At 70.0% G+C, this 18107-nt stretch carries 16 protein-coding genes and 1 pseudogene; 9 read left to right on the top strand and 8 right to left on the bottom strand.

What is annotated here, in order from left to right:
- Positions 1-21: 21 nt before the first annotated feature.
- The 6 genes and pseudogenes from MME74_RS00995 to wecB form a co-directional block, all read right to left on the bottom strand.
- Entirely contained in the window at positions 22-1839 is a 1818-nt protein-coding gene (locus tag MME74_RS00995; RefSeq protein WP_267416779.1) for a glycoside hydrolase family 15 protein, read from the bottom strand.
- 25 nt (positions 1840-1864) lie between these two features.
- Positions 1865-2404: a cytochrome C5 gene (locus tag MME74_RS00990; RefSeq protein ID WP_267416778.1), complete on the bottom strand. Its 540-nt coding sequence runs from the start codon at positions 2402-2404 to the stop codon at positions 1865-1867.
- Between the two features lie 38 nt (positions 2405-2442).
- Positions 2443-3132: an MFS transporter gene (locus tag MME74_RS00985; RefSeq protein WP_267418617.1), complete on the bottom strand. Its 690-nt coding sequence runs from the start codon at positions 3130-3132 to the stop codon at positions 2443-2445.
- A gap of 68 nt (positions 3133-3200) precedes the next feature.
- Positions 3201-3515: pseudogene (locus MME74_RS00980) on the bottom strand (MFS transporter); the annotation flags it as partial.
- A gap of 169 nt (positions 3516-3684) precedes the next feature.
- Positions 3685-5085, bottom strand: a complete 1401-nt coding sequence (locus MME74_RS00975; protein WP_267416777.1) for a glycosyltransferase — start codon at positions 5083-5085, stop codon at positions 3685-3687.
- Positions 5086-5124: 39 nt separating this feature from the next.
- Positions 5125-6264: a non-hydrolyzing UDP-N-acetylglucosamine 2-epimerase gene (gene wecB, locus MME74_RS00970; RefSeq protein WP_267416775.1), complete on the bottom strand. Its 1140-nt coding sequence runs from the start codon at positions 6262-6264 to the stop codon at positions 5125-5127.
- A gap of 201 nt (positions 6265-6465) precedes the next feature.
- Between wecB and MME74_RS00965 the strand changes: the two genes are divergently transcribed.
- The 5 genes from MME74_RS00965 to MME74_RS00945 all read left to right on the top strand — a co-directional run bounded on the left by MME74_RS00965 (position 6466) and on the right by MME74_RS00945 (position 11365).
- The gene (locus tag MME74_RS00965) at positions 6466-7203 is read left to right on the top strand and encodes an SGNH/GDSL hydrolase family protein (RefSeq protein ID WP_267416774.1); all 738 of its coding nucleotides are present in this window, start codon (positions 6466-6468) and stop codon (positions 7201-7203) included.
- Between the two features lie 102 nt (positions 7204-7305).
- A complete protein-coding gene (locus MME74_RS00960; protein WP_267416773.1) occupies positions 7306-8046 on the top strand; it encodes a peptidase E in 741 nt (246 codons plus the stop codon).
- Positions 8043-9398: an anaerobic C4-dicarboxylate transporter family protein gene (locus MME74_RS00955; protein ID WP_267416772.1), complete on the top strand. Its 1356-nt coding sequence runs from the start codon at positions 8043-8045 to the stop codon at positions 9396-9398. The genes MME74_RS00960 and MME74_RS00955 overlap by 4 nt, the downstream gene beginning before the upstream one ends.
- A gap of 1 nt (position 9399) precedes the next feature.
- Positions 9400-10746: a threonine/serine ThrE exporter family protein gene (locus tag MME74_RS00950; protein WP_267416771.1), complete on the top strand. Its 1347-nt coding sequence runs from the start codon at positions 9400-9402 to the stop codon at positions 10744-10746.
- A 109-nt stretch (positions 10747-10855) separates the two neighbouring features.
- Positions 10856-11365: a hypothetical protein gene (locus tag MME74_RS00945; RefSeq protein WP_267416770.1), complete on the top strand. Its 510-nt coding sequence runs from the start codon at positions 10856-10858 to the stop codon at positions 11363-11365.
- A gap of 114 nt (positions 11366-11479) precedes the next feature.
- Here MME74_RS00945 and MME74_RS00940 read toward each other — a convergent pair whose 3' ends face one another.
- Complete coding sequence (locus tag MME74_RS00940; RefSeq protein WP_267416769.1) at positions 11480-13999, bottom strand: ABC transporter permease; 2520 nt, start codon at positions 13997-13999, stop codon at positions 11480-11482.
- Positions 13999-14766: an ABC transporter ATP-binding protein gene (locus MME74_RS00935; protein WP_267416768.1), complete on the bottom strand. Its 768-nt coding sequence runs from the start codon at positions 14764-14766 to the stop codon at positions 13999-14001. Before MME74_RS00935 ends, MME74_RS00940 begins: the two co-directional genes overlap by 1 nt.
- Before the next feature lie 108 nt (positions 14767-14874).
- On the opposite strand from MME74_RS00935, the gene MME74_RS00930 reads away from it, so the two are divergent.
- From MME74_RS00930 to MME74_RS00915, 4 genes are all read left to right on the top strand, one after another.
- Positions 14875-16107, top strand: a complete 1233-nt coding sequence (locus tag MME74_RS00930; RefSeq protein WP_267416767.1) for a sensor histidine kinase — start codon at positions 14875-14877, stop codon at positions 16105-16107.
- Positions 16095-16733, top strand: coding sequence for a response regulator (locus MME74_RS00925; RefSeq protein ID WP_267416766.1), 639 nt, complete (start codon positions 16095-16097; stop codon positions 16731-16733). The genes MME74_RS00930 and MME74_RS00925 overlap by 13 nt, the downstream gene beginning before the upstream one ends.
- 50 nt (positions 16734-16783) lie before the next feature.
- Positions 16784-17557 carry a LysM peptidoglycan-binding domain-containing protein gene (locus tag MME74_RS00920; RefSeq protein ID WP_267416765.1) on the top strand — a complete coding sequence of 258 codons (774 nt, stop codon included), beginning with the start codon at positions 16784-16786 and terminating at the stop codon, positions 17555-17557.
- Positions 17558-17746: 189 nt separating this feature from the next.
- Entirely contained in the window at positions 17747-18106 is a 360-nt protein-coding gene (locus MME74_RS00915) for a PadR family transcriptional regulator (protein WP_267416764.1), read from the top strand.
- The last annotated feature ends 1 nt before the right edge of the window (position 18107 follow it).

Here is an 18107-nt window from a genome sequence, read left to right as displayed (position 1 = left end):
TCTCGCCCGACCGGCGAGGTCTCATCGCGACCGGTGCTCGGTCCGTGCCAGGGCATCGGCTGCGCGGACCAGCGCGAGGTGCGAGAACGCCTGCGGGGTGTTGCCAAGCTGCCGCGCCGACACCGGGTCGTACTCCTCGGAGAGCATGCCCACGTCATTCGCCAGCCCGCACAGCCGCCCCATGAGCGCATGGGCCTCGTCGAGCCGACCGGTCACGGCGTACTGCTCGACCAGCCAGAACGAGCACGCCAGGAACGCACCCTCAGACCCGGAGAGGCCGTCGATACCGGTACCGGTGCGGTAGCGGCGCACCAGCCCGTCCGCCATCAACGTCTGCTCGATGCGCTCGACCGTCGCCAGCATGCGCGGGTCGTCCGGCGGGCAGTACCCCACCTGCGGAAGGAGCAGCAGCGACGCGTCGACCTCCGTCGTTCCGTAGTGCTGCACGAAGTGGCCGTCGACGACGCCGTGCCGGTCGATCTCCTCGCGCATCCGGTCGCGCAGTCCGCGCCACCGTTCGACGGGACCGGTGAGGCCGAACTCCTCCACCGCGACCACCGCTCGGTCGAACGCCGCCCACATCATCACCCGCGAGTGCGTGAAGAGCTGCGGTTCCCCGCGGATCTCCCACAGCCCCTGATCCGGGCGCTCGATCTGTTCGGAGGCGAACCGCACCAGCTCCCGCTCCAGCGGCCACGAGAAGGCCGACTCGTCGAGTCCCGCCGCCCGCGCTGCCGACAGCGTCACCAGCACCTCCCCGACGACATCCGCCTGGTACTGCTCCGCCGCGCCGTTGCCGATCCGCACCGGCGCCGAACCCTCGTATCCCGGGAATCCGGGGAGGATGCGCTCCGGGAGGTCCCGCTCTCCCGCCGGGCCGTACATGATCTGGAGATCGGCCGGGTCCCCGGCGACCGCCCGCAGCAGCCATTCGCGCCACTGCCCCGCCACCGCGAGGAACCCGTGGGCGAGCAACGCCTCGAGGGTGAGGGCGGCATCGCGCAGCCAGACGTACCGGTAGTCCCAGTTGCGCACGCCCCCGATCTCCTCGGGCAGCGCCATGGTCGCCGCCGCAGCGATACCGCCCGTCTCGTGGTTGGTGAGCGCCCGCAGGATCAGCAGCGACCTGACCACCTCATCCCGGTGAGGGCCGTCGTGCGAGATCCGCTCCGCCCATTCCTGCCACCAGGCCTTCGTCTCGGCGACCTCCTTCTCGACGTCGAGCGTCGGCGGAACCTCGAGATGCGAGGGGAACCAGGTGAGCTGCAGGTCTCGCACCTCACCCGCCTCAACCGTCACCTCGCCCCGGTGCTGATGATCGACGGCCTTCAGCGCCGCACCGCGCAGGGCGACGGCGTCCGGTCCGCCCATCGCGACCAGGCACGGTTCGGCGTCCGTCCCGACCTGGCGCACCCAGGGCATCACCCTGGCGTAGTCGAAACGGATGCTCAGACGCTGCTCGAAGGTCATCGTCCCGCGGATGCCGACGACCCGGCGGATCAGGTCGGTCCGCCGGATCGTCGCATCCGGGTCGAGTCCGATCGGCATGAAGTCGTGCACCTCGGCGACGGCATCCGGACTCTCCCAGCGGGTGATGAGCACGAAAGTATCGCCGTCGTATCGCCGCGTGCGCACCGCCGCCTGATCCGTCGGACGCAGCAGCCATCGCCCGTGCGACTCGTCGCCGAGCACCGCCCCGAACGTCGACGCCGAATCGAGCCGCGGCAGGCACAGCCAGTCGATGCTCCCCGCCGTGGAGACCAGCGCCGCCGTGCGACAGTTGCTCAGAAGGGCGTAGTCCTCGATGCGCGTGCCCGCATCGGGAGCGAGAGTCACCATGGCGTCGCGCCGCTTCTGCCGTCGATCAGTTCTCGTCGGCGCGGCTGATCTCGTCGAGCAGCTCGTCGAGGGTGTCGAACTCGATGGTCTCGACGCCGTCGAGATCCCGCACCTCGACGCCCTCGACCTCCAGCTCCTCATCCAGCTGCACGAGGATCCGCGAGTCGGGGAACTGCTTCGGCGCGAGGAACGCGAGCAGCGCGGCATCGGCGAACACCACGACGGAGGTGGCCTCGAGGTCGTCACGCAGGTCGATCTGCTCGACCACGGGCTCATCCTCGACGGCATCGTCGATGTCGGTCGCGACCTCGTCGATCACGGCCCGCCAGCGAGACTCGCTTACCGAGAGGATGCGGGCGAGCGCCGCGATCAGGGCATCGTGGTCGAGATCCTCGCCGTGCTCGTCGTCGTCCTCGAGCTCGGGGTCGACGTTCACGTTCACGACGGTTCCGGCGGCGTCGATGCTGGCACGCCCGTACACCAGGCCGTTCTCGGCGACGGGGTCTTCGAGCAGGCCGCTTTCGACGATGCGGGCCAGGAGCGTGTCGAGTGCAGACGAAGTCATACCCCCAGTCTTTCGCATCCGTCGCGGCCCCGGGGCGGTCATCCTCGTGGCAGCAGAGGTGAGAGGAGCACGGCGAGGGCGGTGAGGATCGCCGCGACGGACAGGATGCCGGATGCGCCGGCGCCCGAGTACGCGATGCCGGCGAGCACCGGTCCGCCGACCGCCCCGAGGTTCAGTGCCGCCGTGGCATAGGCACCGCCGAGCACCGGCGCCCCCGACGCCTGGCCGACGATGCGCGCGATCAGCGAGGAGCCGACCGCGAACGACAGCATCCCGCCGATCAGCGCACCGACGAAGACCGCCGGGACCGATCCGACCGCGAGCCCGAACAGCGCCCAGACCGCGGTGGTCGCCACGGAGCCGATCACGACCCAGGCGCGATCGAAGCGCGCGGCCCATCGCCCGGTGGCCGTCACGCCCAGGAAGGCGCCGACCCCGAAGACGGCGAGCAGCAGCGGGATCCAGGATGCGTCGATGCCGGCATCCGCCCCGATGACGGCGAGGAACGTGAAGACCCCGAAGGTCGCCGCATTGACGAGCACGGCGAGCACCACGGCCACCAATACCGAGCGGCGTCGCAGCTCCACGAGCTCCCCACGCAGATGGACCTGCGGCGCACGGGGAACGGCGCCGAGCGTCCGGTCCAGGAGCAGCGCCACGACGGCGGGAAGGCACAGCACGACGACGGCCCAGAAGGTGGAGCGCCAGCCGAAGGCCGTGGCGAGCATCGCACCGGCGGGACCCCCACGATCGTCGCCAACGTCGTGCCCCCGAGCAGGACCGCGACCGCGCGGGTCGTCTGCGCCGGGGTGATGACACTCCGCACGGTGGCGAGGGCGATCGCCAGGAAGCCGGCGTTGGCCAGCGCGGCGAGGATTCGAGTGACGAGGAGCAGCGCGAACGATGACGCGACGGCGCCGACCACGTGCGCGGTGATGAAGGCCGCGAGCAGCAGCACGAGGGCCGACCGCGGACGCCACCGGCTGGCGAAAACGGCCATCAGCGGGGCGCCGACGACCATGCCGACCGCGAAGGCGGAGGTCAGGAGGCCGGCGGTGGACGGATCGACGTCGAGATCGGCGGACAGAGGGAGGAGAAGGCCGGCGAGCATGAACTCGCTGGTGCCCTGGGCGAAGATCGCCAGAGCGAGGACGGGAACGAGGAACGGCATGGTGCATCCAGACGCGCAGAGCCGCACGCGCTCCGGAGCGCGCCGAGCGGCAGGTGAGAGAGGTCGACGAGGATGCGGGGAGCGCACGACGTGCGCTCACACCCGCGATCTAGCGTCTATCCGACTCAGGGCTCACCCGCCCACCGTATCCCACGCGCCCCTCATGCGTCCTTCGCGACCAGGCCGGCCACGTCGACCTCATCATTGCGCCGGGTCTTCGCCCACCCGTTGCGTCCGCGTACGATCCGATAGACCGCGCGAGCTCCCGCCACGTACACGTAGTAGTCGTACAGCCACACACCCCGATCCCCCAGAGGACGGCACGCCAGAACCCGATCCCGGGCTCGCTGTGACGGCGGTAGATCGGCCCCCACACGACGAACGGGCCGATGCCCAGCACGAGATACAGGACCACGAAGAGCAGGAGGGAGGTCAACGGCACGACGAGCGTCCCGGTGAGGAGCCCCACGGTCGCGCCGATGAGGAGGGTCACCGCCGCGACGCAGGCGAGGACCTGGAAGACCGGAAGCAGCAGGTAGTAGCAGACCTCGAGGACGCCGACGATCGAGAGCTTCCGGGAGCGGACGATCTCGGGGATGTAGCGGATGCACTGCATGTTCCCCTGCGCCCACCGGGTGCGCTGCACCGCGAACCTCCGGAAGTCGTGCAGGGCCTCCTGAGCGACGTACGTGTCGTGCAGATGACGGTTCTTGTGCCCCGCGAGCAGGATGTGGATCCCCAGCTCGTAGTCCTCCAGGAGGGAGCCGTGCCAGGGCCGATCGGACCGCGCGGCGATGTCGTCCAGGACGGAGAGGCGCGTGAACTGGCCGTTCCCTCCGAGACCCACCGTCTGCGTCCACCCGCGAAGCGCCTGGACCGCGGCGATCTGGCCCCGGAACTCCATGTCCTGCATCCGGATGAGGAAGCGGCCGAAGGCGTTCCTCGCACGCCCGGCACCCGCCACGGGCCGGCGGTCATCACGGTTCTTCATGTAGACGGTGACCTGCGCCGCGCCGACCTCGGGATCCCCGAACGCTTTCGGGGAGGCGGCCTGCCGGAGGATGTTCTCGGCCACCTCGCCGTCGGCGTCGACCACGCAGGCGACGACGCGCGACCGGTCGGTGCCGGCGGGGAGGAAGGCGTTCATCGCGAAGTACGCGGCGTTGAGCGCATCGCCCTTTCCGGTCCGGGCTTCCGGCCGACGCCGCTGCACGAGATGCACGAAGGTGTCCGCGTCGGCGGCCGCCTGCACGATCGCCGCCGTCCCGTCGTCGCTGTCGTCGTCGATCACCCAGACATGGGCCTGCGGAACCGTGGTGCGGAGCATGCGGATCGTGCGCCCGATGACGACCTCCTCGTCGCGGCACGGCACGAACATGTGCCACTCGAACGCATCGACCGGTCCTTCCGGGTCGGGCGTGCGGCGAAGGAAGGGGACCACGATCAGGATCACGTAGACGATGAACGCGAGGGTGATGAGGAGCGAGTACGTCCCGGCGATGGCGAGCACGGCGGCCTCAGCGCGCAGGGGCGGCGGACGACACGGACATCAGGCGGCCTCGGCCGTGATCGCGGAGCGGATGTGCTCCGCGATGCGCTCCGTCGCGTGGCCATCGCCGAACGGGGAGGGCAGGGCGACCAGCCCGGCGAGGTTCTTCTCCACGGAGGAGAGCACGGCGGCGGCCTCGCCCGCGAGCGTCTGCGGCGTGACCAGGCGCGTGAAGGAGCCCAGGGCCTCCGGTCGTTCGGTCGAGTCCCGGACCACGAGGACCGTGCGGCCGAGCACCGTGGCCTCCTCCTGGATACCGCCGGAGTCCGAGACCAGCAGCGCGGCATTGGCCGCGAGGGCGAGGAACCGCTCGTACGTGTACGGTTCCTCGGAGACCAGGCCGTCCAGCAGGTGCTCGGCGTCGAGCGCGGTCAGCATCGCCCGCGTACGCGGATGCACGGGGAAGATCACCGGCCACCCCGACGCGGCGATCTCGTTGAACGCGTGCAGCGTGGTGAGGAGGTTGTCCGGGGTGTCGACGTTCTCCTGCCGGTGCAGCGTCGCGAGCACGTAGTGCGCCGACCGGAGACCGAGTCGCTCGAGCTCGTCGCGGTCGGGCCCGGCGGCGGCCCGCTGCATCCGGACGGCCTCGACGACGGGGTTGCCCGTGACGAGGATGCGGTCGTCGTCGATGCCCTCGGCGAGGAGGTTGTCACGGTTGGCCTCGGTCGCGGCGTACAGGTCATCGGCGATGTGGTCGACCATCACCCGGTTGTGCTCCTCCGGCATGCGGCGGTCGTCCGCGCGAAGCCCTGCTTCGACGTGTCCGAGCCGCACACCGGCGGCGTTCGCGGCGAGCGCGGCGGCGATCGTCGCGTTCGTGTCCCCCTGGACGACGACGTACTGCGGCTCGACCTGGGCGATCGCCTCCGCGATCTGCTCCGCGCCGCGTCCGATCTGCGCCGCCCGCGGCAGACCACCGACACGGAGCCGTCGATGCACCCGCTCGATCCCGCACGAGTGCAGGAACACCTCCGACATCCCGCGGTCGTAGTGCTGGCCGGTGTGGACGACGTACGCGGCGTCGCCGAGGCAGCGCACCAGCGGGGCGAGCTTGACGATCTCGGGCCGGGTGCCGAACACGATCATCACCGAAGACTTCGGCAGTTCGACGGCCTCGGGCGGTGTGGAGAGCTTCATTTTGGGTACCTCGATCAGCCCCCGGGTGGACCCCGTGGCCGACGTGATGAGTTGTGAGGTGCCTGCGGTGCGGTACGCGCCGCGGGCAATGAGGAACCGACAGTACCCGCCGTCTTCCCCATCGCCCGTGCCCATCTCTGCACGCATATCGACGTTCCGGCATACGTCGGCAGAAGCACCGCGGCCACTAGGCTCGGAGCCGTGTCGAACGCCGAATCCCCCGCCACCGCATCCGCCGTCTCCGACCTCCGCCGCATCGCCGCCGCACTCGCGGACCCCGCGCCGCGGAACTGGATCATCACGGGCGACTCCATCACCCACGGCCTCGTGCACACCCAGGGTGGTCGCAGCTATCCGGAGCACCTGCACGAGCTGATCCGCGGCGAGCTGGAGCGCGTGCGCGACATCGTGCTGAACACGGCCATCAGCGGCAACCGCATCGTCGACCTCCTCGACGACTGGGACCGCCGCGTCGCGGACTGGAACCCCGATGTCGTGACGCTCATGATCGGCACGAACGACGCCTCGGACGGCGGGCCGCGCGAGGTCATCTCCGCGTCCGACTACGCCGCGTCGCTGCGGGAGTTCGTGGCCCGCGTGCGGGCCATCGGCGCCGTCCCGGTGCTGCAGACGCCGCCCGCGATCGATGTGCGCAACGCTCCGGAGCGCGCCCGGATCGGCGAGTTCGCCGACGCCGTGCGCGAGGTCGCGGCGAGCGAGGACGTGATCCTCGTGGATCAGTACGCCCGCTTCGCCGAGCTCGGTGCCGGCGGAGTGCCGTGGGGGCTGATGAACGACCCGTTCCACCCGAACACGACCGGTCACGCCGTCCTCGCGCTCGAGCTGGCGGCCGCCCTCGGCATCCGTCCCGAAGGACCGCGCGCACGCACCACCGCACTGCTCGAGGGCCTGATCGCGACGGCGCGCCTGAACGGCTGACAGCCGCCGCAGCCCTCACCCGCGCGGGGCGAACTCGCTCTGGACGCCGCCCGCGGCGCACCAGTAGGTTGAGCGCATTCGCAGTCGTCGAGAGGTGGGGGCATGTCTCACGTGGTGGCAACCGGGGCCGGCAAGGCCATGATGGAGCGGCGGAACGATCCGACGCACGATTACATCCTCGAACTCACCGGCAAGGAGCGCCCCCGGGTGCTCTTCGTCGGCACGGCGACCGGCGATGACGCCGCGTACATCGTGAGCTTCTACTCCACCTACGATTCCGACCGCTGCGCGCCGCACCACCTGCCGCTCTTCCATCGGGCGGTGGACGATCTCGCGGGCTACGTGAAGGGCTTCGACGTGATCCACGTCGGCGGCGGCAATACGGCGAACATGCTCGACGTCTGGAAGCGCCAGGGCCTCGACGAGATCATGCGCGAGATGTGGGAGGACCCCGACTCGAACGTCGTCTTCACGGGCGGCAGCGCCGGCGGCATCTGCTGGTTCGAGGGCGGCACCACCGACAGCTACGGCCCCACCCTCCAGGTCCTGCCGGAGGGACTCGGGTTCCTGCACGGCAGCTTCTGCCCGCACTACGACGCCGAGGACCAGCGCCGCCCGCTCTTCCACGCGTCCCTGCTGAGCGGCGAGCTCTCCACGGGCTACGCAGTCGGCAACCTGCAGTCGCTGCACTTCGAGAACTCCGAGTTCGTCACCGCGATCAGCCCGGTCGAGAACGCGCTCGCGCTACGGGTCGAGGCCATCGACGGGAAGATCGTCGAGACCGAGCTGCCCACGACCGTGCTCACCGGGAACGCCCCGATCGTGAAGGGACCGTCGTCATGAACGACAACGTGTGGATCCTCATCGCGCAGCTGATCATCGTCATCGGCGCCATCTACATGGGCACCCGCACGAGCGGGATCGGCCTGGGCGTCTGGGGACTGGTCGGCGTCGCCATCCTCATCTTCTTCTTCGGCGAGGCACCGGGCAACGCTCCGGTCGACGCGGTCTTCATCGTCATCACCGTGATCACCGCGGCGTCGACCATGCAGGCGGCGGGCGGCATCGACTGGATGGTGTCGGTCGCCGCGAAGGTCATCCGCCGCAAGCCGAAATCCGTGGTGTTCCTCGCTCCGGCCATGTCGTTCCTCTTCACGGTCGGCGCCGGCACGGGCAACATCTTCTACCCGCTGCTGCCCGTGATCTACGACGTCTCGTACCAGCAGAAGATCCGTCCCGAGCGGGCGCTCTCGGTCTCGGCCGTCGCCTCGCAGGTCGGCATCCTGTGCTCGCCCGTCTCCGCCGCCACCGCCTCGATGGTGGTGCTGCTCGCTCCGCAGGGCGTCGACCTCGGCGGGCTGCTGCTCATCATGTGGCCGGCCTCCATCGCCGGTCTCTTCGTCGCCGCGCTCGTCATGATGCGCCACGGCAAGGATCTCGAGGAAGACCCGGAGTTCCAGCGCCGCCTGGCCGACCACCAGATCAAGCCGCCGACGGTCGATGCCCACGAGAACAAGCTCGCGCCGACCGCCGTGCTGTCCGCCGCACTGTTCCTCGCCGGCGTCGCGGTGATCGTGTTCTTCGGCCTGTTCGAGAACCTGCGTCCGGTGATCGGCACCGACGATGCGGGCGACCCGGTGCGGCTCAGCGTCACGGTCATCATCGAGGTGACGATGGGCATCATCGCCGCCCTGATCTTCGTCTTCTGCAAGGTGAAGGCGGCTGACGTCCCCAAGCAGCCCACCTTCCCCGCCGGCATCGTCGGAGCCATCGCCCTCTTCGGTATCGCGTGGCTCGCCAACACCTTCGTCGCGGCGAACCAGAAGCTCATCGTCGACGGGCTCGGCTCGGTGGTCTCCGGATCGTCGGCGTTCCTCGGCGCGCTGCTCTTCGCGCTCGCGCTGTTCGCGGTCGCGATGCTCACGACGAGCCAGTCGAGTGCCACGAACGCCATCGTGCCGATCGGCATCACGATCGGACTGCCGGCATCGCTCCTCGTCGGCCTCTGGCCCGCGACCATGGGCATCTACACGCTGCCGGCCAACGGCAGCCAGGTCGCCACGGTGGCGTTCGACCAGACCGGGACGACGAAGATGGGCAAGTTCGTCTTCGACCACTCGTTCCAGCTGCCGAACCTCGTCTACATCGGCGTCGCCATCATCGTCGGGGTGACGCTGTCGTTCCTGTTCGCGTGACATGACCGAGGTCGTCGACCGCTCCGCCCTGCGCCAGTTCCTGCTCGGGCTGGCGCAGGGGATGAACGCGTCCGCCGAGTCGGTCGACCGCATCCGCGACACCATCACCGACGTCGCGCGGGCGAACGGCGGCGACGACACCGACTTCGTGGTGCTGCCGACGATCATCATCGTGGAGACGGGGGAGTCGGACGAGTCCCGGGTCGCGATCCGCTCCGCGACGAACGCGTCGTTCCGCTTCGACCAGATCGCCGCACTGTACGAGCTGATCGGCCGGGCGCGTGCCGGGGCCGTCCCGCCGATCGACGGCATCCGACGACTGAACGAGATCGGCGCGATGAAGCCGCGGCTCGGCTGGTTCACCCGCACGCTCGGGCACGCCATCCTCACCACCGGTCTCGCGCTGCTGCTCGCCCCGACCTGGCAGGGAGTGATCGTCGCGTTCATCCTCGGCTTCGGGATCGGCCTGCTGAAGCTCGTGCGCTCGCCGACCCTGCAGCTGATCCTGCCCATCGCCGCGGCGTTCGTGTGCGCGGCGGCGGTCTTCCTCCTGGCCGAGGTGATCGAGATCGGCGACCCGATCCGTCTGCTCATCGCGCCGCTGGTGACGTTCCTCCCCGGCGGTGTGCTGACGACCGCGACCGTCGAGCTCGCCGCGGGGCAGATGATCTCCGGCGCCTCGCGACTCGTCTACGGCTTCGTGCAGCTCGCCCTGCTCGCCTTCGGCATCCTGGCCGCGGGTGCAGTCGTGGGGGTGGAGTCGCATTCCTACGAACCGCTCGACGCGTCGTCGTTCCTGCCGTGGTGGGTTCCCGCCATCGGCATCCTGATCTTCGCCCTCGGCAACTACCTGCATTTCTCCGCGCCGCCCTCGACCTTCGGCTGGGTGCTGCTCGCACTGGTCGTCGCGTACGTCGGCCAGTGGGCGGGCACCGAGTTCATCGACCCGACCGTCGGCGGGTTCATCGGCGCCGTCGCCGTCACTCCGGTCGTGTTCTGGATCGCCGGTCTCCGGCACGGCGCTCCGTCGCAGCTGACGTTCCTCCCGGCGTTCTGGCTGCTGGTGCCCGGTGCCGCCGGACTGGTCGGGCTCACCGAGGCCGTCGCCACCGACAACGGCCTCGCCGACTTCGCCACCGCCCTCATCTCCGTCATGTCGATCGCGCTCGGGGTGCTGATCGGCACCGCGCTCTACCGGGTGGTGCATCACGGCGCCGAGGAGTTCGTGCAGTTCGCTGTCGCGCTGCCCGCCCCGTCCGACGCCGAGGATGCGCCGCCGAGCCTCTGGGCGCGGATCACCGGACCGTGGCGGCGACGGGGCATGGACCGGGACGATCGCCGGAGGTAGACGCCGCGGAACGACGAGCGGCATCGGATGGTTTCATCCCTGCTCTTCACCCCTGCGGAGCGCGGGCATCGTTCTTCTGCTCGGACATCCTGTCCTCTACGATTCGACTGTGCCCGCCCAGAATCAGCTCGAGTCCGTGGAGCCCGGAGCGCCAGTTCAGGAAGAGACGTCGATGTCTGCCCGGGACTGGGGCCTGGTGGCGGCGCAGATCTTTCTCACCGGTCTGATCACGTACATCGCGATCGCGTTCTGGGCGACCACCGCATCCGGGTACACGGAAGGGCTGCAGGTCATCGGTTTCGCCATCGGATCGGCCCTGGTCACGGTTGCCGCGTTCGTGATCGGCCTTCCTCTGCGCATCGTGCGGTCGGCGCGTCGGTGGTGGTTCCACCATGGGGCGTGGTTCCTCGCTCTTCTCGGCCTGGCTGCGATCGGCATGGTCCTGTCGTACTTCGTGGGCGATGCCGGGCCCGTTCACGACGCCGAGCCCGAGTGGCCCTCCACGAATGGCTACGCGCCGGACGATCGTCTCTTCGTTCCTTCACTCTTCGTGCTGGCATTCGCCACGATGCATCTGCGGCCACCGACGCGTCGGGAGCCGAAGGCGATGAGACCGTGATCGCGATCGAGACGTCAAGCGCGCACAACCCAACTCACGGGGGAAGCGTCTCGACGGCTGCCGCGACAAGAGTGCTCGACGTCCGAAAGACGTAGCCGACGGCGGCCCGGAGCGCTACTGGCGCGAGCCGATCTCGTCGATCGGACGGGTGCGCATCGTCGCCGTCGTCCCGATCCACAGGGCCACGAGCGCCAGTGCCCCCATGGACAGGATGATGGCGAGCGACCCGACCACGGGGAGGGCAGGCACCGGCTGCCCCGAGATGCCCATGCTCACTCCGATGAGCGGAGGGATCGCGACCACGACGCCGAACACCATCGCGACGACCGCAACGAGCACGGCCTCGATCCGCATCATCGCGCGCACCTGACCGCGGGAGGAGCCGATCAGCTGCAGCAGCGCCAGCTCACGAGACCGCTCGCCCGTCGCCATCACGAGGGTGTTGACGACGGCGATCGCGATGTAGCCGAGGATCACGAGCAGGGCGATGAGATTCACCCACCCCTGCTGCGACTGCGCTCCGGCCCCTGCGGCCTTCTGGCCCGGCCCGTCGGTGACGACGAGGCCGAGCTCGCCCAGAGCGGCGCGCACATCGTCCGCGGCACCGTCAGCGACCGCCACGAGCGCGAACGCGTCGAGGCCCGCCGTGGTGTGCGCCCGGACCGCATCGGCGGCCATGGTGAGATCGCCGAAGCCGAGCCCGCGCTCGTAAACCGCGACCACCGTCGCCTGCAGCGGAGAGCCGTCACCGAGGTGGCCGGTGACCGTGTCGCCGAGGTCCACGCCCAGCGACTGGGTGGCATCCGTGCTCACGGCCACCGTCGTCACACCGTCGAGCTCCGTGAGTGAGCCCTCTCGTACCCGCAGGTCGAGACTGTTCCCCACCTCGTCCGGATCGATACCCTGCAGCACGTGCTCCGCCCTCTCCAGCTTCCCCTCGAGGTCGCGGGAGTCGAGCACCGCGGTGCTCATCGCGACGCCGGACGCCTCCGTCACCCCCGGGGTCGAGCGGATCACGTCGATGGCCTCGGATGCGAGCCCGGTCGGCGCCGTCACGCGAAGGTCGGCGATGACTCCGGCGCTCGCCTGAGTCGCCGCCTCCGCGGCGATGATCGACGGTGCCCCGATCTGCACGAGCCCGAGCCCGATGCCGAGGGCGATGGGAAGGATCGCCGACGCCAGGCGTCGGCTGTTCGCCACGGCGTTGGCCGAGGCGAGGAACCCCGCGGAGGACAGTCGACGCAGTACCGCGCCGACCGCGCCCACGCTCAACGCCACCAGCCACGGGCCGAGCACGGCGAGCGCGATGATCAGCAGCATGGCCGCACCCGCAGCTGCGCCCGCAGCCAGCTGGCCGCGAACGACGAGAGGCACGGTCGAGACAGAGACACCCGCGCCCGCCAGGATGAGCCCGGTGATGATGCGCGGCAGACCGATCGCGGGTGCACCCGTCGCCGACTCGCGCAGCGCCTCGACCGGATCGAGCTTCGCGACCCGAGCGGCGGCGATACGGGCCGCACCCCAGGCCGACGCGAGCACGAGCAGCACCGCGCCCACCGCGGGAAGCGGGCCCACCGCCAGAGCGAAGTCGCCCGGGATCACACCGCCGGCCACGAACGCGGACTGCAGCATGCCTGAGAGGAGGTAGCCGGGGACGATACCGAGCAGCACGGCGGCCGCTGCGACCGTCAGCACCTCGCGGGCGACGAGCGAATGCACCTGAGCAGGACTCGCTCCGACGGCCCGCAGCAGTGCGTAGTCGCGACGCCGCGACTGCACCGACAACGACAGCGTGCCCGCCACGATGAACATCGCGACGAGGATGCACGTGCCGACGAAGGCGCTGCCGATGGCGACGAGTGTGGACCGCGCTGCCCCGGAGTCGAGGAACTCGATGTCGCCGCGGCCGTCGCCCGTGCGGGCGATCAGCCCGGGGAAAGCCTCCTCGATCGCGGTCGCCGTCCGCTCCGGATCCGCGGTGAACACGCCGAGCGCCTGCGCGGCGCCGTCGTGCGGATCGAGCTCGTGGATCCGCTGCTCGGTCAGGAACACCGGCGTCGCTCTGGTGGGCGCGACGGGCGCCGCGACCTCGCCGACCACCCGGTACTCCGACGGGATGCCGCCGTGCGCGAGCACGACCGTGTCCCCCACGGCATGACCGTTTCCCGCGCCGACGACGACCTCGTCCGCCGCCGCGGGCTCTCGGCCTTCACGCAGCTCGAAGCCCGTCAGCGCGGTGGCCGCCCACGGGTGGGCCTCGACCGGGGCGGACTCCCCGGCTCCGGCATCCGCCCCGTGCACGCCGAGTGGGACCGTCACGTCGATCACGACGCGGTCGACGCCCGGGACGGCGGCGACGTCACGCGGCGCCTCGTCCGGCAGAGGCACGCGCTCCCGGAGCGGCACCGGCAGATCTTCCGGCACATCCACCTGCTGCGGCGCGCCGACCACGACGTCGACCGCCGCATAGCGCTCGGGGGCCAGGCCGCCGCGCATGCCGGATTCGACGAGGACGCCGAGGCCGGTCACCAGCGCGCTCGCGACGAACACTGCGACCGCGACGCCGACGAAGCTTCCCCGGTGGTGGCGCAGATCCGCACGGACGAGCCGGCCGGTACCCAACTGCTTGGCCATCACCACTCCCCGAGGGCGCTCATGCGCTCGTTGATCTGCGCGGGGTCGGCGCCGTCGAGGTATCCGGCGAACGCCCCGTCGGCGAGGAAGATCACGCGGTCGGCGTGCGACGCCACCACCGGGTCATGCGTCACCACCACGACCGTCTGGTTCAGCTCCCGCGCCGTATGCGCGAGCAGGTCGAGGACCTGCTTCCCGGCGCGGGAGTCGAGTGCGCCGGTCGGCTCGTCGCCGAACACCACGTGCGGACGGGTGATCAGGGCGCGGGCGATCGCCACGCGCTGCTGCTGACCGCCGGAGAGCTCGGAGGGACGCCGCCGCCGGAACTCGCTCAGGCCGACCGCGTGGAGCAGGAAGTCGAGCCACTGCGGATCGAGCCGACGGCTGCCGAGGCGCAGCGGCAACGTGATGTTGTCCTCGACGTTCAGGGCCGGCAGCAGGTTGTACGCCTGGAACACGAAGCCCACGTGATCGCGGCGGAACGCGGTGAGCTGACGGGCCTTGAGCCCCGAGATCTCCGTGCCACCCAGGTGCACGGAGCCACTGCTCGGCCGGTCGAGTCCGGCAGCGCTGTGCAGCAGCGTGCTCTTACCCGAGCCGGACGGACCCATGATCGCGGTGAACGTGCCCTTCGCGATGGCGAGGTTGACACCGCGCAGAGCGGTGACGCGGTTGCTGCCTGCGCCGTAGGTCTTGACGACGGACTGCAGGCGCAGCGCCTCGGAAGGCCCCGCATCGACGGCGAGAGCAAGTGGTGTGGAGGTCATGCTTCGACGCTAGGGACGGCCGGCGCGGCATCCCATCCCGCTCTCTGCCGCATCGATGGTGGTGCTGGCTATACCGCGCTGCCCGGGCCGCTCGGGCAGACTGTGGGAGTGAAGGACGGACGGATGCGGCGCTGGCTGCGCGCGTGGGGATACCTGGCCGTCGAGGCGGTGGTGTCGATCGCGTCCGTGGTGTTCCTCTGCCTGGGAATCGTCCTGCTCCCGTTCATGATCATCACCGGCGGTGTGCTGCTGATGCCCGAGGCCGTGCAGAGCCTGCACCGGTGGACGGATCTCAGCCGCCGCCGGGTCGGCGCCTACCGCGGCGAGGAGCTGGCGCCGATCGGCCGTGCGCTTCCGCCCTCGTCGACCATCGAGGACCGTCTGCGCTTCGCGTTCTCGCGCACCACCGGCCGCGACGTCCTGTGGCTCGCGGTGCAGGGACTCCCCGTGCTGTTCGTCTCACTGCTGACGATCTCGCTGCCCGTCGCGGCGGTCAACACCCTCGCCATCACCTACTACTGGCAGTTCGCCCCCGCCGATGACCCCGTCGGTTCGGTCTACCCCGTCACGTCCTGGGAACTCGCGGCCACGATGCCGCTGCTCGCGGCGGTCTACGCCGCCCTCTCGGTCTTCCTGATCCCCGCCGTCGCACGCCTGGTGTCGTTCGTCTCGGCGAACCTGCTCGCGACACCGGAGAAGTCCCGCCTCGCCGCCCGCGTCGACGCCCTGACCCTCAGTCGCGCCGCCGCGCTCGACGCGCATGCGGCCGAGCTCCGCCGCATCGAGCGCGACCTGCACGACGGCGCGCAGAATCGCCTGGTCAACGTGGTCATGATGCTCGGGATCGCGGAGCGTGCTCAGGAGACCGGAGGCGACGTGCTCGAGCCTCTCCGGCGAGCGCAGGATGCCGCGACCGATGCACTCGCGGGACTCCGCCGCACCGTGCACGACATCTATCCGCCGATCCTCGACGAGCTCGGACTCGAGGGGGCGCTGGCATCCCTCGCCGGGCGCAGCGTCGTCCCGTGCACGATCGAGACGACCCAGGTGGGGCGCGTGCCGGCGGCCGTCGAGTCCGCCAGCTACTTCGTCGTCGCCGAGGCGCTCACGAACGTCAGCAAGTACAGCGAGGCGACGCGGGCGGCCGTGCGGGTCGAGCGCGAGGGCGAACTCCTGCTCATCACGGTCGAGGATGACGGCGTGGGCGGCGCGGTCGAGCGTCCCGGTGGCGGGGTCGCCGGCATCCGTCGTCGCATCGAAGCCTTCGAGGGGACACTGAACCTCACGAGTCCCACCGGCGGACCCACCATCCTGAGAGCGGAGCTGCCATGCGGATCGTGATCGCCGAAGACGACACCCTGCTGCGGGAGGGTCTGGCGCTGCTGCTGCGCAGCGAGGGATTCGAGGTCGTCGCGGCCGTCGACAACGCCGACGCCTTCCTCGACCTCCTCGATCAGGCGGACGCGGCGGTGGTCGATGTGCGGATGCCGCCCACCTTCACGAGCGAGGGGTTGAAGGCCGCGGCCGAAGCCCGCGCCCGCCGCCCCGGGTTCCCGGTGCTGGTGCTGTCGGCGTACGTCGAGGATCGATACGCGGGCGAGCTGCTGGCGGCCGGCGCCGACGGCCTCGGCTACCTGCTCAAGGAGCGCGTCGGCAAGGTCGCGTCGTTCGTCGATGCCCTGCACCGCGTGGCCGCCGGCGGCACGGTGATGGATCCCGAGGTCATCTCGCAGCTGATGAGTCGCCGCCGCGCCGACGACCCGGTGCAGACGCTCACACCCCGCGAGCGCGAGGTGCTGGGCCTCATGGCGGAGGGACTCGACAACGCCACCATCGCCGGGCGGCTGTTCGTCACCGAGACCGCGGTGAGCAAGCACATCGGCAACATCTTCGGCAAGCTCGGCCTCGCCTCCAGCGACAGCGGCCATCGGCGTGTGCTCGCCGTGCTCGCGTACCTGCGCACTTGACCGGACTCGTGCCCTAGCGCCCCGGTGCGGCGCATGCCAAGCTGACGGGGATGAAACGCTCCACCAAGATCACCACCGCCGTCGTCGTCGTGGCCGTCGCCGGGCTGGTCGCTGCTGCCGCCCCCGCTGTGGTCAGCGCCGCGCCCGCAGTGTTCGGTGTCGCCTCCTGGGCATCGGAGCGTTTCGCCGCCGCCGAGCCCTCCACGACCCCCACGAGTCGCGCCGCGGACGCCGAGGATCCGGCCCGGGAGAACCTCGTCTCCCTCGGCGACGGCATCAGCGTTCCCGCCGGCGGTCCCGGCGACTGCACCACCAACGCGTTCATCAACATCGGGAGCGACGACGGCGAAACGATGCATGCCAAGCTCCTGGGCGAGCTCGTCGAGATGGGCGAGTCGGAGCTGGCGCGCGGACCCGTGACCCTGGATGCCGACGGAGAGATCTTCTCGTACGAAGTGCAGGCCGGCGACAGCCTCATCGCGATCGGCGAGCGCTTCTGCGTCGACTATGTCACCGTGGGCAGCTTCAACCATGTGCGCGGCTTTGAGCCGATCGCACCCGGGGACGTCCTCTACCTGCGCCCGGATCCGACGCTTCCGTTCGTCGACATCTACTCGCCGTACAAAGCCGAACCCGGGTCTTCGACCATCGCCTACTCCGACGGCGTGGCGGCGTTCTCGACCGCCGTCGCCACCGCAGACCTGGGTGCCGCGCGGTGGCTGTGGAAGCGTCTGGAGAAGGACATGTCACCGGCGACCGCCGCCGTGATCACGCGGGCGCTGCGCGACGAGGATCTGTCGCTGCTCGGCCGCATGTTCCCGTAGCGAACGGGCTCGCGCGCCGCCGGTCCGCCGGCGGCCCCTTCCGCGCGCCCGGAAACCCCGACTCGGCTCGCCACCGAACTCTCTGAAAGAAGTTTGGTATTCGGTGTTGCTAAGTACCGGTACTCAGTGTTACTTTGTACCGGTACCCAGCAACACTGAGTACTCAACCGAGAAGGAGAGGAGAGACCGATGGGCAAGCAGATGACCGAGATGCTCAAGGGCACTCTGGAGGGCATCGTTCTGGCCCTCCTCGCCGAGCAGCCGGCATACGGGTACGAGATCACCACACGGATCCGCGACCACGGATTCACCGACATCGCCGAGGGCACGATCTATGCCCTGCTCGTACGCATCGAGCAGAAGAGCCTGGTCGACGTCGAGAAGGTGCCGAGCGAGAAGGGTCCGCCCCGCAAGGTGTACACCCTCAACGCGCAGGGCACGCAGGAGCTCGAGGAGTTCTGGAACACCTGGAGCTTCCTCAGGACGCACATCGAACAGCTGAACACGAACAACACCGACAGCAAGAACACGAACAACGAGGAGAACTGAT

Source organism: Microbacterium oxydans (assembly GCF_026559675.1).
In the GTDB taxonomy this organism is placed as follows: Bacteria; Actinomycetota; Actinomycetes; order Actinomycetales; family Microbacteriaceae; genus Microbacterium; species Microbacterium oxydans_D.
Note: the sequence above shows the minus strand (reverse complement) of the source record. Positions and strands in the feature narration are given on the sequence as shown.